The 19,855-nt window shown below is 61.3% G+C and carries 17 protein-coding genes; 10 read left to right on the plus strand and 7 right to left on the minus strand.

Features of this window, described 5'->3' with window-relative positions; genetic code table 11:
- Positions 1-222: 222 nt before the first annotated feature.
- Both B6S08_RS00340 and ppsR read right to left on the minus strand, forming a co-directional pair.
- Positions 223-1,632 (minus strand): uracil-xanthine permease family protein, encoded by a 1,410-nt coding sequence (locus B6S08_RS00340; protein ID WP_094198801.1) that lies wholly within the window; start codon positions 1,630-1,632, stop codon positions 223-225.
- A 271-nt stretch (positions 1,633-1,903) separates the two neighbouring features.
- Entirely contained in the window at positions 1,904-2,716 is an 813-nt protein-coding gene (gene ppsR / locus B6S08_RS00345) for a posphoenolpyruvate synthetase regulatory kinase/phosphorylase PpsR (protein ID WP_094198802.1), read from the minus strand.
- 181 nt (positions 2,717-2,897) lie between these two features.
- Here ppsR and ppsA point away from each other — a divergent pair, with 181 nt between their 5' ends.
- From ppsA to B6S08_RS00375, 6 genes are all read left to right on the plus strand, one after another.
- Complete coding sequence (ppsA, locus tag B6S08_RS00350; RefSeq protein WP_094198803.1) at positions 2,898-5,273, plus strand: phosphoenolpyruvate synthase; 2,376 nt, start codon at positions 2,898-2,900, stop codon at positions 5,271-5,273.
- Positions 5,274-5,434: 161 nt separating this feature from the next.
- Positions 5,435-6,130, plus strand: coding sequence for a 7-cyano-7-deazaguanine synthase QueC (queC, locus tag B6S08_RS00355; RefSeq protein WP_094198804.1), 696 nt, complete (start codon positions 5,435-5,437; stop codon positions 6,128-6,130).
- Positions 6,130-6,486 (plus strand): 6-carboxytetrahydropterin synthase QueD, encoded by a 357-nt coding sequence (queD, locus tag B6S08_RS00360; protein ID WP_094198805.1) that lies wholly within the window; start codon positions 6,130-6,132, stop codon positions 6,484-6,486. Before queC ends, queD begins: the two co-directional genes overlap by 1 nt.
- Positions 6,483-7,199, plus strand: coding sequence for a 7-carboxy-7-deazaguanine synthase QueE (gene queE / locus B6S08_RS00365; RefSeq protein WP_094198806.1), 717 nt, complete (start codon positions 6,483-6,485; stop codon positions 7,197-7,199). The genes queD and queE overlap by 4 nt, the downstream gene beginning before the upstream one ends.
- 150 nt (positions 7,200-7,349) lie before the next feature.
- Positions 7,350-8,156, plus strand: coding sequence for a MetQ/NlpA family ABC transporter substrate-binding protein (locus B6S08_RS00370; RefSeq protein ID WP_094198807.1), 807 nt, complete (start codon positions 7,350-7,352; stop codon positions 8,154-8,156).
- Positions 8,149-9,003 carry an alpha/beta fold hydrolase gene (locus B6S08_RS00375; RefSeq protein ID WP_094198808.1) on the plus strand — a complete coding sequence of 285 codons (855 nt, stop codon included), beginning with the start codon at positions 8,149-8,151 and terminating at the stop codon, positions 9,001-9,003. Before B6S08_RS00370 ends, B6S08_RS00375 begins: the two co-directional genes overlap by 8 nt.
- A gap of 19 nt (positions 9,004-9,022) precedes the next feature.
- On the opposite strand, the gene B6S08_RS00380 is transcribed toward B6S08_RS00375, so the two are convergent.
- Together B6S08_RS00380 and B6S08_RS00385 are read right to left on the minus strand one after the other, a co-directional pair.
- Positions 9,023-10,429: a YfcC family protein gene (locus B6S08_RS00380; RefSeq protein WP_206063703.1), complete on the minus strand. Its 1,407-nt coding sequence runs from the start codon at positions 10,427-10,429 to the stop codon at positions 9,023-9,025.
- 45 nt (positions 10,430-10,474) lie between these two features.
- A complete protein-coding gene (locus B6S08_RS00385) occupies positions 10,475-11,701 on the minus strand; it encodes a M20 aminoacylase family protein (RefSeq protein WP_206063704.1) in 1,227 nt (408 codons plus the stop codon).
- 110 nt (positions 11,702-11,811) lie between these two features.
- Between B6S08_RS00385 and B6S08_RS00390 the strand changes: the two genes are divergently transcribed.
- Positions 11,812-12,756, plus strand: coding sequence for a LysR substrate-binding domain-containing protein (locus B6S08_RS00390; protein ID WP_094198809.1), 945 nt, complete (start codon positions 11,812-11,814; stop codon positions 12,754-12,756).
- Between the two features lie 27 nt (positions 12,757-12,783).
- On the opposite strand, the gene B6S08_RS00395 is transcribed toward B6S08_RS00390, so the two are convergent.
- From B6S08_RS00395 to B6S08_RS00405, 3 genes are read right to left on the minus strand one after another with little or no spacing between them, the layout of a single operon-like run.
- Positions 12,784-13,044 (minus strand): DUF1289 domain-containing protein, encoded by a 261-nt coding sequence (locus B6S08_RS00395; RefSeq protein WP_094198810.1) that lies wholly within the window; start codon positions 13,042-13,044, stop codon positions 12,784-12,786.
- 49 nt (positions 13,045-13,093) lie between these two features.
- Positions 13,094-14,368 (minus strand): NAD(P)/FAD-dependent oxidoreductase, encoded by a 1,275-nt coding sequence (locus B6S08_RS00400; protein ID WP_094198811.1) that lies wholly within the window; start codon positions 14,366-14,368, stop codon positions 13,094-13,096.
- A 15-nt stretch (positions 14,369-14,383) separates the two neighbouring features.
- Entirely contained in the window at positions 14,384-15,748 is a 1,365-nt protein-coding gene (locus B6S08_RS00405) for a glutamine synthetase family protein (protein WP_094198812.1), read from the minus strand.
- Positions 15,749-15,963: 215 nt separating this feature from the next.
- Between B6S08_RS00405 and B6S08_RS00410 the strand changes: the two genes are divergently transcribed.
- Genes B6S08_RS00410 through B6S08_RS00420 form a run of 3 tightly spaced genes read left to right on the plus strand, consistent with a single transcriptional unit; the run spans position 15,964 to position 19,834 of the window.
- Positions 15,964-17,322 carry a glutamine synthetase family protein gene (locus tag B6S08_RS00410; protein WP_370462326.1) on the plus strand — a complete coding sequence of 453 codons (1,359 nt, stop codon included), beginning with the start codon at positions 15,964-15,966 and terminating at the stop codon, positions 17,320-17,322.
- A gap of 30 nt (positions 17,323-17,352) precedes the next feature.
- Positions 17,353-18,726 carry an aspartate aminotransferase family protein gene (locus B6S08_RS00415; protein WP_094198813.1) on the plus strand — a complete coding sequence of 458 codons (1,374 nt, stop codon included), beginning with the start codon at positions 17,353-17,355 and terminating at the stop codon, positions 18,724-18,726.
- A 1-nt stretch (position 18,727) separates the two neighbouring features.
- Positions 18,728-19,834: an extracellular solute-binding protein gene (locus tag B6S08_RS00420; RefSeq protein WP_094198814.1), complete on the plus strand. Its 1,107-nt coding sequence runs from the start codon at positions 18,728-18,730 to the stop codon at positions 19,832-19,834.
- Positions 19,835-19,855 lie beyond the last annotated feature (21 nt).

Below are 19,855 nucleotides of genomic sequence, written 5' to 3' on the forward strand. Positions count from 1 at the left end.
TGTGGCATATGCGCGTACATGGCAAGCCTGTGCAGCTGACGCCTGCCTGTTGTAATCGTCACCGGACTGCCTTAACCGAAGCCGCGTTAACACCTCGAAAGCGGCAAACGTCCGGGCCTCAGCCTGCGGGCGGTCTGCACTTTGTGTCAGACAAAAAAGCCGGTCGCAAGACCGGCTTTTTTATCACTGTGGATGTTCATCCTTGCCCGAGGGCTTACCCTTTCAATGGCTGGCGTTGGCTTCGCGCAGTTGGGTGTTGTCGTCGGACTGTTCCGAGCCCTGGTTCATCTGGCGTTCGATTTCCTCACGCTCGCGGGCTTCGTCCTGCAGCGACTTTCTCGGCAGCAGCATGTTCAGAATAAAGGCCACGGAAGCCGCCACTATTACCGGTGAGCCGATCAGCATGCGGGCGGTGTCACCCAGCTGGGCAATGGCTTCGGGCACGGCATTAATGCCCATGGCCAGGGCCACGGCCAGGGCCACTATGGTGACGTTGCGGGAAGACAGCTCGTCTTTCACCAGCAGCTGAATACCGGTCATGGTGATCATGCCGAACACGATAATGGTGGCACCACCCAGCACCGGGTAGGGAATGGTGGTCATGGCGGCACCAAACTTGGGCAGCAGACCGGCAATAACCAGGAACACGGCGGCAATGCCCAGCACGTAACGGCTGATCACCTTGGTCATGGCCACAATGCCCACATTCTGGCTGAAGGAGGCGGTGGGCAGGCCACCAAAGATGGAGCCAACCAGGGTGCACAGGCCGTTGCCGAGCAGGCCGCCGGACAGCTCCTTGTCTTCCAGCTCCCGGTTCATGCCGCCCACGGTAGTGGCGGACAGATCACCAATGGTTTGTACCGAGTTGACGATACAGATCACCACCATGGAGATCACCGCGGAAGTGTGGAACTCAATGCCCACGGCAAAGGGCGTGGGAATCATCACCCAGGGGGCGGCGTCCAGCTTGCTGAAGTCCACCATGCCAAAGAAGAAGGAGATGGCGTAGCCCACCAGAATGCCGACAATAATGGCGGCCAGGCGCAGGTAGCCCTTGCCGAACTGGGAACACAGCAGCACCACGGCCAGGGTGGTGATGCCCACCAGCCAGTTTTGCGCGCTGCCAAAGCCCTCGGCGGCCACATTGCCGCTGCCGGCCATGTACTTGATGGCGATGTCATACAGGGACAGGCCGATCACCAGCACCACGGTGCCGGCGACCACGGGCGGAAACAGGTGACGAATTTGCTTGATGAACAGACCCACCACCAGCATGGCGATACCACCGGCGATCTGGGCGCCGAAGATGCCGGGCAGGCCATAGACGCTGCCAATGGCGATCAGGGAAGGGACATAGGCGAAGCCCACACCAAAAATGGTGGGCACGCCGGCGCCGAAACGGCCGACGGGGAACAACTGCAGCAGGGTGGACAGACCCGAGAACAGCAGGGCGATTTGCACCAGCATCATGGTTTCCTGGGCGTTGGCACCGGCCACACCCGCCACGATGAGCGGCGGCGTCACTGCGCCCATGATCATTGCCAGGATATGCTGGAAGGAGAGCGGCAGCGCTTTACCGAAAGACGGTTTGCCGTAGTAATCGAATACCGATTTGCTTTGGCTGTGTTTCATTGCAATAAGTCCCTGAGGGTTGCTCAAGTAAGTTGTTGTTCACTGTCCGCCATCGTTATCTGGTTATATTAAGGCTGACAGAACCACACCGCAGTGTACGAGCCGGTTGACTCATTTTGTGTCCAACTTCAGGGGTGGTTGACCCCGTGGTTAATCACGGGGATCAATGTATACATTTTTGTAAACACCAAATCAATATTTTGTTCATATTTGTCGAGTGTATCGCGCTCCGGCTCGCAGTTTTTTGTTCTGTCTTGTTGTTGATACTGTATTAGTAAATTTTGCGACGTATGCCGGTGCGCTCCAGGATCTTCACCGAGATCTCTTCCACCGAGTGAAATGTAGTGTCGATAAAGGGAATGGCTTCCATGCGAAACAGTCGCTCCACCTGGCCCAGCTCGAACCGGCACTGATCAATGTCGGCATAGCGGCTGTCTGCCCGGCGGCGCTGGCGAATTTCCTGCAGCCGGTTGGCGTCTATGGTGAGTCCGAACAGCTTGTGCCGGTTGGCCTTGAGCGCGGCGGGCAGGTTCATCTGCTTCATGTCCTGATCGATAAAGGGATAGTTGGCCACGCGAATGCCGAACTGCAGCGCCAGATAGAGGCTGGTGGGGGTCTTGCCGCAGCGGGACACGCCCACCAGTATGATGTCGGCCTCGTCATATTCCTTGGTGGTCACGCCGTCGTCGTTGTCGAGGGCGTAGTTCACCGCATCGATGCGCAGATCATAGTTGTGCTTGTTGGCGATGCTGTGGGAGCGGTGGGCGCGGGGCTCGGCCTTGACCCCCAGCTGCTGTTCAATGGGGGCCACAAAGGTGTTGAGAAAGTCGTAGCACATGGCCTCGCTGCCGGTGATGATGCTGCGCAGCTCGTCGTCGACAATAGTGTGAAACACCAGGGGGCGCTTGCCGCTCTGGTGAAAGCTGTTGTTGATGCGTTCCCGCACCGCCCGGGCCTTTTCCTTGTCTTCCACAAAGGGAAAGGTAAGTTGCTCAAAGGGCAGGGGAAACTGACTCAGCACGGCATGGCCGAACACTTCGGCTGTGATCGCCGTCCCATCAGAAACATAAAAAACCGTGTGCACAGGGCCTCCAGATCTCACTTTCGAGTATTGAAGCGGGCGGGGCGTTTACCCGCTTTTCGGCGCCATTGTAGAATCATTTCCAGTGCGGGCGCACCACACAATAACAACATCAGGTGGCCTGCCTTCACACCGAAATCAAGAGATACGGATATCCCGAAACAACTTTTGTGGAGACGTGGCAGTGCAGGAATATGTGATTTGGTACGAACAGCTCGGTATGAACGACGTGGACCGGGTTGGCGGCAAGAATGCCTCACTGGGCGAAATGATCAGTCAGCTGGCCGGCGCCGGAGTATCGGTACCCGGTGGCTTTGCGACCACCGCCTTTGCCTTTAACGAATTTCTCGAGCAGAGCGGGTTGAACGATCGTATTCACGATCTGCTCGACAAGCTCGACGTGGACAACATCGCCGCCCTCGGCGAGGCCGGCAAGACCATTCGCCAGTGGGTGATTGACACCCCCTTCCAGCCCGAGCTGGAGGCGGCCATTCGCGAGTCTTATGAAGATCTCGCCGGCAAGGCCGGTGATGAAGCCTCCTTTGCGGTGCGCTCCTCGGCTACCGCCGAAGACATGCCCGACGCCTCTTTTGCCGGCCAGCAGGAAACCTTCCTCAACGTGCGCGGCCTGGATGCGGTGCGGGAAGCCGTCAAGCACGTGTTTGCCTCCCTGTTCAACGACCGTGCCATTTCCTACCGGGTGCACCAGGGCTACGACCACAAGGGCGTGGCACTGTCGGCAGGCATTCAGCGCATGGTACGTTCCGACATCGCGTCCTCGGGCGTGATGTTTACCCTGGACACCGAGTCCGGCTTTGATCAGGTGGTGTTCGTGACGTCCGCCTGGGGCCTGGGTGAAATGGTGGTGCAGGGTGCGGTTAACCCGGACGAATTCTACGTGCACAAGCCCACCCTGAAAGCCGGCCGTCCGGCGGTGGTGCGCAAGACCCTGGGTTCCAAGCTGCAGAAAATGATCTACGCCAATGCCCAGGAGCTGGGCAAGCAGGTGGATATCAAGGAAACCAGCCGGGAAGAGCGCCGTCAGTTCTCGCTGTCCAACGACGAGGTGATGGAGCTGTCCAAGCAGGCCATGATCATCGAAAAGCACTACGGCCGCCCCATGGACATCGAGTGGGCCAAGGACGGTGTAGACGGCAAGCTTTACATCGTGCAGGCTCGCCCGGAAACCGTGCGCAGCCGCCAGGACGCCAATGTGCTGGAGCGCTTTGCCCTGAGCCAGAAAGGCGAGGTCATTGCCGAAGGCCGGGCCATCGGCCACAAGATTGGTGCCGGTACCGCCAAGGTCATCGACTCCATCGATCAGATGGACGAAATCAAGGCCGGCGACGTGCTGGTGACCGACATGACCGATCCAGACTGGGAACCGATCATGAAGCGGGCCGCCGCCATCGTCACCAACCGGGGTGGACGTACCTGTCATGCCGCTATTATTGCCCGTGAGCTTGGCATTCCCGCCGTGGTGGGCTGCGGCAACGCCACCGAGCTGGTGCAGGACGGCCAGCAGGTGACCGTATCCTGTGCCGAGGGCGATACCGGCTACATCTATGACGGCAAGCTGGACTTCAGCGTCAACACCTCGGAAGTCGGCTCCATGCCTGCCTCGCCGGTAAAGGTGATGATGAACGTGGGCAACCCGGACCGGGCCTTTGACTTTGCACAATTGCCCAACGCCGGCGTAGGCCTGGCGCGGCTGGAGTTTATCATCAACCGCATGATCGGCGTGCACCCCAAGGCGCTGCTCAACTACGACACTCAAAGCCCCGAGCTCAAGCTCAAGATCGATGAGATCATCGCCGGCTACGACAGCCCGCGGGAGTTCTTCGTGGCCAAGCTGACCGAAGGCATCGCCACCTTGGCTGCCGCCTTCTGGCCGGAGCGAGTGATCGTGCGCATGTCCGACTTCAAGTCGAACGAATACGCCAACCTGCTCGGCGGCGACGCCTACGAGCCGGACGAGGAAAACCCCATGCTGGGCTTCCGCGGTGCGTCCCGTTACATCTCCAACGATTTCCAGGACTGCTTTGCCATGGAATGCGAGGCGATGAAGCGGGTGCGGGGCGAGATGGGCCTGACCAACGTCGAGATCATGATTCCCTTTGTGCGCACCCTGAACGAAGCCGCGTCCGTTATCGACATTCTCGGTGAGAACGGCCTCAAGCGTGGCGAAAACGGCCTCAAGGTGATCATGATGTGCGAGCTGCCGTCCAACGCCCTGCTGGCGGACAAGTTCCTGGCTCACTTTGACGGCTTCTCCATCGGCTCCAACGACATGACTCAGCTCACTCTGGGGCTGGATCGGGACTCCGGCCTGGTGGCGGGCTCCTTTGATGAGCGCGACGAGGCGGTGAAAACCCTGCTGGCCATGGCCATTCAGGCCGCCCGCAAGGCCGGCAAGTACGTGGGCATCTGCGGCCAGGGGCCGTCGGATCACGCCGACTTTGCCGCCTGGCTGGTGGAGCAGGGCATTGATTCCGTGTCCCTGAACCCGGACACCGTCATCGACACCTGGTTGTACCTGGCAGAACAGGCCAAGCACTAATCCTTGCATTGGATTCAAAGGGCGCCTCGGCGCCCTTTTCTGTTTTTGGCGCCCATTGAAACTATCTTCGAATAAAACTAGACATGTGTTAGCGGGCCGTTAAAATGGCCTCCGCTTTTAACCCGGTCGCAGCCTACCCGGACAAAACAAGGACACAATCTATGAAAGCACTGCTGATCTGCTCCGGCGGATTCGACTCCGTCACGCTCGCCTACCGGCTGGCGGCGAACAACGCCCTTGGCGCCCTGCTGACCTTTGATTACGGCCAGCGCCACAAAAAAGAAATCGACGCCGCTCACTTGTGTGCCGAACGTCTCAATGTGCCTCATCTGGTGATGGACATCGGTCATATCGGTCGTCAGCTCTCCGGCTCGGCACTGACCGACGACATCGACGTGCCCCACGGCCACTACAGCGAAGAAAACATGAAGGTGACCGTGGTGCCTAACCGCAACGCCATCATGCTCACCATCGCCTTTGGCGTGGCCGCCGCCCGAGGCCTCGATACCGTGGCGCTGGCGGTGCACGGCGGCGATCACTTTATCTACCCTGACTGTCGTCCCGACTTTATTCGCCTGTTTGGCGAAATGCAGGCCCGGGCCCTGGACGGCGTGGCCGAGGTGGCGTTGCTGGCGCCCTATGTCGATGCCGACAAGACCGAGATTGCCCGGGATGCGGCCCGTTTTCAGGTACCGGTGGCCGACACCTGGTCCTGCTACGAAGGGGGGGACATTCACTGTGGCCGCTGCGGCACCTGTGTGGAGCGCATCGAGGCCATGGCCCTGGCCGGCGTGACCGACACCACCTCCTATAAAGATGAAGCATACTGGCGCGATGCGGTGGCGAGGGTGAAGTAATGTATACCATCAAAAAAGAGTTTCATTTCTCCGCCTCGCACCAGCTCAAGCAAATGCCCGACTGGCACCCCTGCGCCCGGCTGCACGGCCACAACTATGTGGTGGTGATCGAGCTGCAAAGCGAGCGGCTCGATCAGTACGGCTTCGTGCGCGACTACCTCGAACTCAAGGCGTTCAAGGACTATATCGACGACCAGCTCGACCACCGTCACCTCAACGAGGTGCTGGGGGATGAGTGCACCACCGCCGAACGGCTGGCACGGCACCTGTATGAGTGGGCGCGGGAGCACTGGCCCGAGGTGAGCGCCGTGGCCGTGTCGGAAACCCCCAAGACCTGGGCGGAGTTCCGGCCATGATCGCCATCAGCGAAATCTTTGGCCCCACCATTCAGGGGGAAGGGGCGCTGACCGGCGTGCCCACGGTGTTTGTGCGCACCGGCGGCTGCGACTTTCGCTGCAGCTGGTGCGACACCCTGTATGCGGTAGAAGCCCGCTTCAAGGCCGACTGGACCCCGATGAGCGCCGAGGCGGTGCTGGCCGAGGTGGAGCGGCTGAGCGGCGGCCGCCCGCTGTTGATTACCCTCTCCGGGGGCAATCCGGCGCTGCAGCCCCTGGGGGATCTGCTGAGCCTGGGCCAGGCCAGGGGTTATACCTTTGCCATTGAAACTCAGGGCAGCAAGGCGCAGGACTGGTTTGCCCGGCTCGACCACCTGACCCTGAGCCCCAAGCCGCCTTCCGCCGGCATGGCTTTCAGCCAACGTCGGTTTGACGCCTGCCTCGCCGCCGCCGGGGTCAATACTCAGGTCACCCTCAAGCTGGTGATCGCCGACGAGGCCGACTACCGGTGGGCGAGGGACTTTGCCGCTCGGTACCCGCACCTGCCGCTTACCCTGCAACCCTGCAACCCGGCGCCGGCCACCCCCGATGAGCCGGCGCGGGAAACCGACCTCGACGCCCTGAATGCCAGGCTGCGCTGGCTGGTGGACAAGGTCACCGCCGACGGCTGGTTTGCGGCCAGAGTGCTGCCTCAGCTGCATGTGATCATCTGGAATAACGAACGGGGCGTGTAAGCCTTGCCGCCCCTGTACGGTCAGGGGCGTTCTTTGTTGTTATTCGCCTCGCGTTTTTACCGTAAACGCATTGCCTGTTTGAATCCGCTCGAATAGTATGGACGTCTAAACGTCTGTTATACACATTATTCAGGAATCACAGGAGTCGTCATGTCCCGCTTTTCCCGCGTCCTGCCGTGGCTGGCATTGTCATTGTGCTCGTTTCCCCTGCTGGCGGTCGACGAAGCCAAAAAGGAAATCGTTATCGGCACCACGGTGGGTGACTTCGCCGACATGGTCACCGAGTCGATCAAGCCCCAGCTTGAAGCCCTGGGCTATCGCGTCAAACTGGTGGAGTTTACCGATTATGTCATGCCCAACCTGGCCCTGGCAGAAGGCTCACTGGATGTTAACTGTTTTCAGCACAAGCCCTACCTGGATACCTTCAGTCAAAGCCGCGGCCTGACCCTGAGCCCCATCACCCAGGTGCCCACCGGCCCCATGGGGCTGTATGCGGGCAAGGCCGACTCGCTGGAACAGGTAAAGCAAGGCAGCACGGTCGCCATTCCCAACGATCCCACCAATCAGGCCCGGGCCCTGCTGATGCTGGAAGACATGGGCTGGATCACCCTGAAAAAAGACATAGATCCGCTCAAGGCCAGCGAATTTGATGTGGCGGACAACCCCAAAGGCATTAAGCTCATCATGCTGGAAGCGGCCCAGCTGCCGCGCTCGCGCCAGGATGTGGACTTCTCGGTGATCAACGGCAACTACGCCGCCTCCAGTGGCATTCCGTTCAGCGAAGGTCTCTTTCTGGAGCGCAGTTACGATTTTATCAACTGGGTGGTGGTGCGCAGCGAAGACAAGGACAAGGCCTTTGTGCAGGACGTGATTGAGGCCTATAACAGCGAGGCGTTCAAGGACTATGCCAGCAAACGCTTTGAAGGCTACAAGTACCCCGAATCCTGGCATGAATAAACCCAGAGAATTCCATATTGATGTGCATGGCCGCCGGCTGGCGGTGGTGGAGTGGGGCGACCCGAATGGCATCCCCCTGGTGGCCCTGCACGGCTGGCTGGACAACGCCGCTAGCTTTACCCCCCTGGCGCAGCGGTTGCCCGGTGTGCGGCTGATTGCCCCGGATCTGGCCGGTCATGGCCGCTCCGATCACCGGGCGCCGGGCCAGCCCTATTACATCTGGGACAATGTGGCCGATGTGCTGGCCCTGCTGGACGCCCTTGAGCTGAAACAGGTGGCATTGCTGGGCCATTCCATGGGGGCCAGCGTGGCCACCCTGTTCGCCGGCGCCTTTCCCGAGCGGGTCAGCCGGCTATTTTTGCTGGACGGTCTGGTTCCTCACGATTATGCCGCCGATACCCTGCCGGAACAGCTGGCCGCCGCTCTGGAAAAGGCCAAACGCCAGCGTCGCCGGGGGCCACGCTGCTATCCGGATTTTGAAAGCGCGGTGACGGCACGCATGAACAGCCGCTGGCCGGTCAGCCGGGAAGCGGCCCGGCTGTTGCTGGCCCGGGGCATGGAGCAAACCGCTGAAGGCTGGCTGTGGCGCCACGATGGCGCACTGGTGCTGCCCTCTGTGGTGCGGCTGTGCGAGGCGCAGATCACCGCCTTTGTGCGCCGGCTGAGCATGCCGGTATGGCTGATGATGGCAACGCAGGGCATTGGCATGGCACGGGTAGCGCCCTGGCTGGATCTGATCCCCGGGCTGGAGCTTGAGGTGCTTGACGGCGGCCATCACCTGCATATGGACGAACAGCCGGCGGCACTGATTGCCAACCGGCTGCTCGCAGGGCTGGACCGGGGCTGAGCCCCGGTGAGGCCGGTACTCAGTAACCCAGGTGGGCGGCAATCACCATCAAAACCCAGCAGAAGGCATAAATGGGCACCATGATGGGCACGATCACCGGCAGCCACTGGGCGTAGGAGACCCGCCCCAGTGCCAGCATGGCCAGGATGCCGCCGGCGGTGGGAATGAACAGGTTGGTCAGACCATCGCCGATCTGGAAGGCCGAGACCATCAGCTGCCGGCTCATGCCGATCAGATCCGCCAGCGGGATCAGTATTGGCATGGTGATCAGGGCCTGGGCCGAGCCGCTGGGAATAAACAGGTTGATGATGCCCTGAATAATGCTGGTCAGCACGGCGGCCAGGGCCACGGGCATGCCTTCCAGTACCGAGCTCAGTGATTTGACGATAGTGTCAATCACCCGGGCGTCCTGCAGAATCACCGGAATTGAGGCCGCCAGGCCAATCACCAGCGCGCCCGAGGTGACCGAGGAGGCCCCTTCCATCATGCGCTTGACCAGCTGGTTGGCGCTCATGCCCGCCGCCAGGCCGATGACGATGGCCATGATCAGAAAGACGGCGGAAATTTCTGTGATGTACCAGCCGCGGGTGAAGATCCCCGTCAGCAGGCTGATCAGGCCGATCAGAAAGATGCCGAGAATGGTCAGATCCTGGCGTGACAACCGGTATTCGTGCAATGCCTTGCTCATTTCGACCGGCTGCTCGTCATGAAACTCCATCCTGACCACGCGCAGGCAGATATAGGCCGCCAGCATGCTCAGCGAGCCCAGCACCATCAGGGTGCGCAGGCCCCAGCCCGAAAACAGCGGCAGCTCGCCAATGCTCTGGGCTATGCCCACGGTATAGGGGCTGATGGGTGACAGGGCAAAGCCGATGCCGATGCCGCCCACCGCCATGGTGACCCCCACCAGCCGGGAGCAGCCCACCGCCGCCGCCACCAGCACGCCCAGGGGCACCAGGGCGATGTTGTTTTCACCCCCCACGGCCACACCGAAGAAACCGTAGGTAAAGGTACCCAGCACGATGATCAGGTTACGGCTTCTGGTGCTGTTGCTGGCGCCCACCTTGTTGGCGGCCACGCCGATCATGTTTTCCAGCGCGCCCGTGCTCTGCAGCACATGAAAAAGGCCACCGGCGATAAACACGATAAACAGGAAGGGGGCGGCATTGATCATGCCCTGGGGAATGGCCAGAAACAGGTCAAAAAAGGGCAGCTTCTCCACCCCGGTCAGATACGCGAAGGTATCGGGAATGACCCGGCTTCTGCCATCGATCACTTCCCGGGCGAACTCGCCGGCGGGAATGATAAAGGTCAGCAGGTAAACCCCGACCAGCACCATGAAGATCAACACCATGGGATCGGGAAACTCGTTAAACCACCTGCGTTGCTTTTTATCGCTCCCGGCACGGGGGTGGGACTGGTTCATATGTCTCTCCTTGAAGATGAAATCGCTGGCAACGTAGGACGCACGTCAGGGCTGCGCGGGCTGGCCGAAATAACGGGCGACCAGGTTCACCAGAAAAGTGGCGGCGGTCTCCATGCAGTCGTCGTTGAAGTCGTAATGGGGGTTGTGCAGGCTGCAGGGGCCCAGCCGGGCACCGGCCTGGTGGCCGTTGTCGCCATTGCCGACCAGGAAGTAACAGCCAGGCACCTGCTCCAGAAAGTAGGCGCAGTCTTCGCTGCCGGTCAGGGGGGCGGTGGGGGCCTCGACACTGTCGTCACCGAACTGCTCCCGGGCGGTGTCTACCGCCAGCCGGGTCATGGCCGGATCGTTGATCAGCACCGGGTAGCCGCGCTGGTAGTCGATCTCGCACTGGCAGTCGAAGGCCGCCGCCTGAGCCTGGGCCAGGGTGCGGACACGGCGCTCCAGGGTGTCGCGCACGGCGGGATCCAGGGTGCGGATGCTGAGCTCCAGCTCGGCGGTGTTGGGGATCACGTTGGCGGCGCTGCCCGCCTGCATTTTGCCGACGCTGATCACCGCGACCTGGTTGGGATCCACGTTGCGGCCCACTATGCTCTGCAGGGCCAGCACGGTGGCGGCCGCTGGCAAGGTCGGGTCCTGGGACAGCTGGGGCAGGGCGCCATGGCCACCCTTGCCGATAAAGGTCAGTTTGGCGGTATCCGACGAGGCCATAAAGGCGCCTTCGCGAAAGCAGAGCCTGCCCACGGGCACACCGGGAAAGTTGTGCAGGGCAAAGAGGGCATCGCAGGGAAAGCGCTCGAACAGGCCTTCCTCAAGCATGCGCTGGGCACCGCCGCCGCCGCCCAACTCCTCGGCCGGCTGGAAAATCAGGGTCAGGGTGCCGCTGCCGGTCAGCCCCTGCTCCCGCTGGCGGCGGGCCATGGCTTCGGCCACGCCCAGCAGGATGGCGGTGTGGCCGTCGTGACCACAGGCATGCATTTTGCCATCCACCTGGCTGGCCCAGGGCAGGCCGGTGGCTTCCTGAATGGGCAGGGCATCCATGTCGGCACGCAGGCCCAGGCGAAGGCCAGTGCCGTCACCCCAGCGCAGCACCCCCACCACGCCGGTGACGGCAATGCCGGTATGCACCTCGTAGCCCCAGGTCCTGAGGCGATCGGCCACCAGCTGGCTGGTGGAGAACTCCTCAAACCCCAGCTCCGGGTGCTGATGGATCTGGCGGCGCCAGGCTTTCATCTGGTCGAGGTCTGGTTTGATGTCGATGTTCACTGTCGTCATAATACTCCCTGGCTGGTGGTTTCTGCGGCGGCGGGAAATAGTGTCAGCCATCAGCGATAGTGAAAAGGCAGAAAATTTTGCCTGGTGACAACTTTTGGTAATCATGTGATATGAAAGATCATCAGCTCAGGGCGCTGGTTAAGGTGGCCGAAGAAGGCTCTATTCGCGGAGCGGCCCGCTCCCTGCATCTGAGCCAGAGTGCACTGACCAAGGCGCTGCGGGAGCTGGAGGCCGATCTGGGCACTCAGCTGCTGATCCGCAGCTACCGGGGGGTTGAATTTACCCCCGCGGGCCAGACCTTGCTGACCCGGGCACGCCTGGCCTTGTCAACTCTGGACAGGGCGCGTGATGAAATTCGCTGGCTGCAGGGAGGCGCCGGGCTCAAGGTCACCGCGGCCATCACCACGGCCGTTGCCTCGACGGCCTTGCCGGCGGTGCTGAACGAGTTTGAGCGAGAGTTTCCGGACGTCAGCCTGCGGTTTATGGAAGGCATGCTGACCACGGTATTGCCCGGTCTACTGGAAGGACAGCTCGACTTTGCCATTGCCGTGGCCGAGCCGGAACAGCTGCCCTATGAGATCGCCTTCGAGCCTCTGACCCGTATCTTTTCCGAGCCGGTGGCACGGGAAGGACATCCGTTACTGGCCGCGACCGACTGGTCACAGATGGCGGATGCCCGCTGGGTGCTGAACCTGACCACCGGCAGTTCGGCCCAGCAGCTGGTGAACTGGCTCGATACCCAGAAGGTGTCGCTGTCACAGCGTATTGTGCATTGTGATTCGCCCTTGCTGATGGTGGAGTTGATCCGCCGTACCGATCTGGTGGGCTTTGGCCCGCGGGTATTTTTTGAGGATCCGCTGTCCGGTTGCGGACTGTCCTGTTTTGATTCTCTGCCCAGGTTTCCGGCTCACGCGCTGGGCTTGCTTACCCTCAGGGGAGTACCGCTGAACCTGGGGGCGGAGCGTCTGGTCAGCCTGTTTCGACGCCGGATCACAGAACTGGAGCTGGCGCCCTCAGCCCCGAGCCGGGGGATAGACAGAGAGGAGAGTGAATAAGGTGTAGTGGCAAAGCGAGCTGAGCTATTACAGCGGCAGGCTATCCTGAGGCGGAGTGTGCTGTTGTTCAAGTTCCAGCTCCAGCTGTTTTTTACGGGCGGCGGCCAGCACCCGGCGCTTGCGATCCTGGCACAGACGGATCACGTCCCGGCGCTGGGCGGGGGTAAACTTGAGCCAGTTAAAGCGCTCTTCACGGCTGCGAAAGCAGCCCTTGCAGTAACCCCTGTTGTTGACCTGGCAGACGCCGATGCAGGGGCTGGGTACATCAAAAAACTCCAGTTGCTCCATTGAGCCGCCTCCCTGTTACCGCCTTCACTGGAGCATATTCCGCTCACATTTACAACAGATCCCGCAGCCGGTACCAGGCCATGGCCAGCACCAGTGCCGGGGTGCGCAGCAGCCGGCCGCCGGGAAAGTCGCGGTGGGGTATGCGGGAAAACAGATCGAAACGCTCGGCGCTGCCGGCAATGGCGTCGGCCATCAGGCTGCCGGCCATGCCGGTGAGGGCAATGCCATGGCCGGAAAACCCTTGCGCAAAATACACATTGCCGTTCAGCCGGCCAAAGTGGGGAGCCCGGTTCATGGTAATGCCCACATAGCCGCCCCAGGTGTATTGCTGCTTGACCCCTTCCAGCTGTGGGAACACATGGCGCAGGCGCTTGCCCATGGAGGCCGCCAGGTTCACCGGATCCAGGCCCGAGTAGCTGACCCGACCACCAAACAGCAGCCGGTGGTCGGCGCTCAGGCGAAAATAATCGAGCACAAAATTGATGTCGGCTACCGCCATGTTGTTGGTAATCAGGGCGTTGGCCCGCTCCTCGCCCAGGGGCTCGGTGGCGGTGATATAGGTGCCCACCGGCATGATCTTGCGCTCAATGTCAGGGGCGATGCCGTCGAGGTAGGCGTTGCCACACAGCAGCAGGTGACGGCAGCGCACCACGCCATGCGGCGTGTGCACCACCGGGTGTTCGCCCTGCTCAATGCGGGTGGCGGGGGTGTACTCAAAGAATTGCGCGCCGGCCTCGGCGGCGGCTTTCGCCAGCCCCAGGGTGTAATTAAGCGGGTGCACATGGCCGCTGGCGGCGTCATAGAGGCCGCCGAGATAGGCATCGGTGCTCATGTGCTCGCGCACTCGCTCTTTGCTCCACATTTCCAGCGAGTCGTAGCCATAATCCTTGCGCAGGCTGTCGGCCCAGTGCTCCAGCTCTTTCATGTGCCTGGGCTTGACTGCCGCATGCAGGTGGCCGTCTGCCAGATCACACTGAATGTCATGCTGATCGATGCGCCGGCGCATTTGCGTGAGGGATTCCACCGAGATATCCCATAGCTGCCGGCTGATGGTGTCGCCCACCAGCTTTTTAAGGGTGGGCTGCTCGCAGGCATAGCCAAAAATCATCTGTCCACCGCTGCGGCCCGAGGCACCCCAGCCGACCCGGCGGCTTTCCAGCACCGCCACGCTGTACCCCCGTTCGGCAAGATTGAGCGCGGCGGCACAGCCGGTGATGCCGCCCCCTACAACGCACACGTCCACCTCCAGGTTGTCGTGCAGGGTGGGATGCTTCGGCGCCGGGTGGGCGGAGGCGGCGTAATAGGAATCGGCGTGTGGCTGCATAAAGGCTCCTAAATCCTAAACCAGGTGCTGATACCACTGGTATTCCAGCGGCGTCACGTGTTGATCGAATTCGGCCAGCTCAAAGCGCTTGTTGATAAGGTAGGCCCGGTGAAACTCCTTGCCCAGGTATTGCGACAGCCGGTGTGACTGGGCAAAGCGGTCCAGGGCGCTTTGCCAGCGGTAGGGCAGCAACGGCAAATCCAGCTTGTTGGCATCGCCCTGAATGGGGGCGGGTGGGTGCAATTGCTCGGTCAGGCCGTGATCCACCGCGGCAAGGATGGCCGCCACCACCAGGTAGGGGTTGGCGTCGGCACCGGCCACCCTGTGCTCCAGCCGGGTATTGGCCGGATCGCCGGACGGAATGCGCACCGCCACGGTGCGGTTGTCAAAGCCCCAGCTGGCGTGCAGGGGCACATACATATGGGGTTGCAGCCGGCGAAAGGAGTTGGCATTGGGGGCAAACAGCGCCATCGACTCCGGCAGCATGCTAAGGGTGCCGGCAATGGCCTGGCGCAGCAATTCGTGATCGCCGGCAAACACATTGTTGCCGTCGTCGTCGAGCAGGCTGACGTGAATATGCATGCCGGAGCCGGTCTGACCGTTATAGGGCTTGGCCATAAAGGTGGCGTACATGCCCTGCTTGATGGCGATGGCCTTGATCGCCCGCTTGAGCAGAATGGCCTGATCGCAGGCGGCCACGGCGTCGTGCTGATGGGCCAGGTTGATTTCAAACTGGCCCGGGGCGTATTCGGCCACGGCGTTGTCGGCGGGAATGCGCTGCAGTTTGCACACCTCGGCCACCTGCACCAGAAAGTCCTCCCAGCTGTCGAGATCGTCCAGGGAATACACCTGAGTGTCGTGCATGCGCTCGTCGGTACCGGGCAGAATGGGGGCCTGGGGCAGGCCGTCGGCGCCTTCCTTTTGATCCACCAGATAGAACTCCAGCTCCACCGCCACACAGGGGTGCAGCCCCTTTTCCTTGAGCCGGGTAAGTACGCCCTGCAGCACATGGCGCGGATCCGCAAAGAAGGGGCTGCCGTCCAGATCTTCCATGGTCATCATGATCTGCCCGGACGGGGTCTTGTGCCAGGGTACCGGTGCCAGGGTGTGGGGTAGCAGCCGGCAGGTGCGGTCGCTGTCCCCTTGCGCCAGGCCCATGCCGGTTTCCTCCACCGTCTGGCCGGTAATGTCGAGGGCAAACACCGAGGCGGGCAGGCTGACGCCCTGCTCCAGGGCCTTTTCAAAGGCGCTGGTCTGAATGCGTTTGCCGCGGATCACGCCGTTGATGTCGCACAGCATGAGATCGACGGACTGAAATTCCGCCCAGGGCGGGCTGGCGTCGGAATGGGCGGCGCGGGGCCGGTTGCGGGCTTTGGTCATGGGGCTGTCCTTAAGGGCTGATGCACGTCTTCCCTGTGGGTGCATGGCTGCACAACTGTTTAATATCAACGAAATATTGTTAAATTTTAACCGGGTCTGTTTAGTGTGGCAAAAAGGCCGTTTTTTTCTTGCCCGTTATCTATGTCTATGTCTAGCATACTTTTACACCAATATGGACTATGCTGACGAGTGTGTCTTTCACCCAGAGCTTCACTATGAGTGTTCAAGATCCTGAAAATCGCAATATGGAGTGGCTGCGCCAATGGATGCAGCAGCATGCCATCACCGAGGTGGAATGCTTGTTGCCCGACTTTACCGGCAATGCCAGGGGCAAGATACTGCCGGCCAGCAAGTTTCTGAAAGAAGGTGGCATGCGTCTGCCCGACAATATCTTTCTGCAGACCGTGAACGGTGACTGGCCCGACGATGACAACATCGACTGGACCGAACGCGACATGGAGCTGCATGCCGACATCAACACGCCCCGGCTGGTGCCCTGGGCCAGCGAGCCGACCGCCCAGGTGATCCACGATTGCTTTGACAGTGACGGCAACCCGGTGGAAATCGCCCCGCGCAGCGTGCTGCGCCGCGTGCTCAAGCTGTATGAAGAGCGGGGCTGGCGCCCGGTGGTGGCGCCGGAGCTGGAGTTCTTTCTGGTCAAGAAAAACGAAGACTGGGACTACCCCCTGGAGCCGCCCATCGGTCGCAACGGCCGGCCGGAGACCGCCCGCCAGTCGTTCAGCATCGATGCGGTCAACGAGTTCGATCCCATCTTTGAGGAAATGTACGACTTCTGCGAGGCCCAGGAGCTGGAGGTGGATACCCTGATCCATGAGTCGGGGGCGGCGCAGATGGAGGTGAACTTCATTCATGGCGACGCCCTGGATTTGGCGGACCAGGTGTTTCTGTTCAAGCGCACCATGCGCGAGGCGGCCATGCGCCACAACGTGTATGCCACCTTTATGGCCAAGCCGATGAAAAACGAGCCCGGCAGTGCCATGCATATTCACCAGAGCCTGGTAGACGTTGACGGCAACAACCTGTTCGCCAACCCCGACGGCAGCCACAGCGAGCTGTTTCTGCACTTTATCGGCGGCATGCAGCGCTACATTCCCAGCGCCGTGGCGCTGTTCGCCCCCAACGTCAACTCCTATCGCCGGCTGGCCTTTGGCGACTCGGCGCCGCGCAACATGGCCTGGGGCGAAGACAACCGCACCGTGGGCCTGCGGGTGCCGCGCTCGGAGCTGGCCGACAGGCGCATTGAGAACCGTTTTGCCGGCGCCGATGCCAACCCTTATCTGGCGCTGGCGGCCAGCCTGGCCTGCGGTTACCTCGGCATGGTCCATGGCCTGCCGCCTACCGAGCAGGTGGAAGGCAGCGCCTACAACATGCCCTTTGGCCTGGCCCGCAGCCTGGAGGAGGCGTTGCTGGAGCTGGAACAGTGCGAGGAGCTGAAGCAGATCCTGGGGCCGCGCTTTGTAAATGCCTTTATTGCGGTCAAGCGCAAGGAATACGAGGCCTTCTTTACCGTGATCAGCGCCTGGGAGCGGGAGTTTCTGCTGCTGAACGTGTAGCACGTTAACCATGTCGACAGGGAGTTGATCATGCCAGAGTCAAACAAGGAAGCACTGCAGCGGCTGGATGCGGCCCATCACCTGCATCCGTTCACCGACGGTCGGGCCCTGCAGCAAAAGGGCACACGAGTGATCGAGCGGGGCGAGGGGGTCTACCTGTGGGACGCCGACGGCAACCGCATTCTTGACGGCATGGCCGGGCTCTGGTGCGTCAACCTGGGCTACGGCCGGCAAGAGCTGATCGAGGCGGCGGATGCCCAGCTGCGGCAGCTGCCCTACTACAACCTGTTTTTTCAGACCACTCATCCGCCGGCGGCAAGGCTTGCCGCCACCCTGGCCGGGCTGCTGCCCGGCGATTTGCACCACTTGTTTTTTACCGGCTCCGGCTCCGAGTGCAACGACACCGTCGTGCGCATGGTGCGCCACTTCTGGGCCGAGCGTGGCCGGCCCGAACGACGGGTTATCATCAGCCGCAACAATGCCTATCACGGCTCCACCCTGGCCGGGGCGTCCCTGGGCGGCATGAAACCCATGCATGGCCAGGGGGGCTTGCCGCTGCCCGACATGGTGCATATCGACCAGCCCTACCACTTTGGTGAGGGGCGAGACACCGATCCTCATGCCTTCGGCCTGGAGCGGGCGCGGCAGCTTGAGCGAAAAATTCTGGCGCTGGGTCCGGAGCGAGTGGCGGCCTTTATCGGCGAGCCCGTGCAGGGTGCCGGTGGTGTGATCATTCCCCCCGACGGCTACTGGCCGGAAATTCAGCGCATCTGCCAAAAGTACGACGTCCTGCTGGTGATGGATGAAGTGATCTGCGGCTTTGGCCGCACCGGCCACTGGTTTGCCAGTGAGTATTACGGTCTGGCGCCGGATCTGCTGTGCATGGCCAAGGGCATCACGTCGGGCTACCAGCCCCTGGGCGCCGTGGCGGTGGGTGACAGAGTGGCGGAAACACTGATCAACGGCGGCGAGTTCTTTCACGGCTTTACTTATTCGGGGCATCCGGTGGCCTGCGCCGTGGCCCAGGCCTGCATCGAGGTGATGCAGCGGGAGCAGGTCGTCGAGCGGGTGCGTGACGATATCGGCCCCTACCTGCAGCGGCGCTGGGCCAGCCTGGGTGATCATCCCCTGGTGGGAGAAACCCGGGGGTTGGGGCTACTGGCGGCGCTGGAGCTGGTGGCCGACCAGGCCACCCTGCAACGTTTTCCCACAGACACCGGTGCCGGCCTTATCTGCCGCGAACACTGTTTTGAACAGGGACTGGTGATGCGGGCGGTGGGCGACACCATGATCATCTCGCCACCCCTGGTGATCACTCACGAGCAGGTGGACGAACTCGTGGAAAAGGCCCGACGCGCCCTGGATTTGACCCTCTCTACCCTCAGCAACCAACAAGGAAAGTAACATGACGCCACATGCTAAGTTGAACACCGGCCTGCTGGCCGCCGGTGTGGTCCTGGCCCTGAACGCACAGGCCCAGGAGCCGTCACAGGTCAATTTCTACAACTGGTCGGACTATATTGCCGAAAACACCCTGGCCAATTTCACCGAGCAAACCGGCATTGCCGTGACCTATGACGTGTTTGACTCCAACGAGGTACTGGAGGCCAAGCTGCTTGCCGGCAATACCGGCTTTGATGTGGTGGTGCCCACCGGCGACTTTATGGGACGGCAGATCCAGGCCGGGGCCTTCCTGCCCCTGGACAAGTCCAAACTGCCCAATTACGACAACCTGGATCCGCGTATCATGGCGTTGCTGGAAGACAAGGATCCCGGCAACCAGTTTGGTATTCCCTATTTATGGGGTACCACCGGCATCGGCTATAACGTCGACAAGGTCAGGGAAGCCCTGGGTGAGGATGCCCCGGTGGACTCCTGGGATCTGGTGATGAAGCCGGAAAACCTGGAAAAGCTGGCCCAGTGCGGCGTGGCCTTTCTCGATGCGCCCACCGAAATCTTTGCCGCCGCCCTTAACTATCAGGGCCTGGACCCCAACAGCACCAATCTGAGTGATTACCGTGGCCCGGCCACCGAGCTGATGATGAAGCTTCGGCCCCATATCACCTATTTCCACTCGTCCAAGTACATCAACGATCTGGCCAACGGCGATATCTGCGTGGCGGTGGGCTGGTCCGGCGACATACTGCAGGCGCGGGATCGGGCCGATGAGGCGGGCAGGGGGGTGCAGGTGGCTTATCGCATTCCCAAGGAAGGTGCGTTGATGTGGGTGGACATGCTTACCATTCCCAAGGACGCCAACCACCCGGACAACGCCCACAAGCTGATTAACTACCTGCTTAAGCCGGAGGTGATCGGTGAGGTGTCCAACTACGTGGCCTACGCCAATCCCAACAAAAACGCCAATGAGTTTGTGGATGCGGAAATACTGAACGACCCGGGCATTTACCCCAGCCAGGAAGTGGCGGACAAGCTGTATACCGCCAAGCTGCTGCCGCAAAAGGTAAACCGGGCCATTACCCGTGCCTGGACCCGGGTCAAGACCGGTAAGTAAGCAGGTTTGAAGTAAAAAAGG

Origin of the sequence: Oceanimonas doudoroffii (assembly GCF_002242685.1) — a bacterium.
GTDB lineage: Bacteria > Pseudomonadota > Gammaproteobacteria > Enterobacterales > Aeromonadaceae > Oceanimonas > Oceanimonas doudoroffii.

Coding starts and splice junctions, on each gene's coding strand:
- B6S08_RS00340 (WP_094198801.1), bottom strand. CDS start 1,632: ATGAAACACAGCCAAAGCAAATCGGTATTCGATTACTACGGCAAACCG.
- queC (WP_094198804.1), top strand. CDS start 5,435: ATGAAAGCACTGCTGATCTGCTCCGGCGGATTCGACTCCGTCACGCTC.
- queD (WP_094198805.1), top strand. CDS start 6,130: ATGTATACCATCAAAAAAGAGTTTCATTTCTCCGCCTCGCACCAGCTC.
- queE (WP_094198806.1), top strand. CDS start 6,483: ATGATCGCCATCAGCGAAATCTTTGGCCCCACCATTCAGGGGGAAGGG.
- B6S08_RS00370 (WP_094198807.1), top strand. CDS start 7,350: ATGTCCCGCTTTTCCCGCGTCCTGCCGTGGCTGGCATTGTCATTGTGC.
- B6S08_RS00375 (WP_094198808.1), top strand. CDS start 8,149: ATGAATAAACCCAGAGAATTCCATATTGATGTGCATGGCCGCCGGCTG.
- B6S08_RS00380 (WP_206063703.1), bottom strand. CDS start 10,429: ATGAACCAGTCCCACCCCCGTGCCGGGAGCGATAAAAAGCAACGCAGG.
- B6S08_RS00385 (WP_206063704.1), bottom strand. CDS start 11,701: ATGACGACAGTGAACATCGACATCAAACCAGACCTCGACCAGATGAAA.
- B6S08_RS00390 (WP_094198809.1), top strand. CDS start 11,812: ATGAAAGATCATCAGCTCAGGGCGCTGGTTAAGGTGGCCGAAGAAGGC.
- B6S08_RS00395 (WP_094198810.1), bottom strand. CDS start 13,044: ATGGAGCAACTGGAGTTTTTTGATGTACCCAGCCCCTGCATCGGCGTC.
- B6S08_RS00400 (WP_094198811.1), bottom strand. CDS start 14,368: ATGCAGCCACACGCCGATTCCTATTACGCCGCCTCCGCCCACCCGGCG.
- B6S08_RS00405 (WP_094198812.1), bottom strand. CDS start 15,748: ATGACCAAAGCCCGCAACCGGCCCCGCGCCGCCCATTCCGACGCCAGC.
- B6S08_RS00410 (WP_370462326.1), top strand. CDS start 15,964: ATGAGTGTTCAAGATCCTGAAAATCGCAATATGGAGTGGCTGCGCCAA.
- B6S08_RS00415 (WP_094198813.1), top strand. CDS start 17,353: ATGCCAGAGTCAAACAAGGAAGCACTGCAGCGGCTGGATGCGGCCCAT.
- B6S08_RS00420 (WP_094198814.1), top strand. CDS start 18,728: ATGACGCCACATGCTAAGTTGAACACCGGCCTGCTGGCCGCCGGTGTG.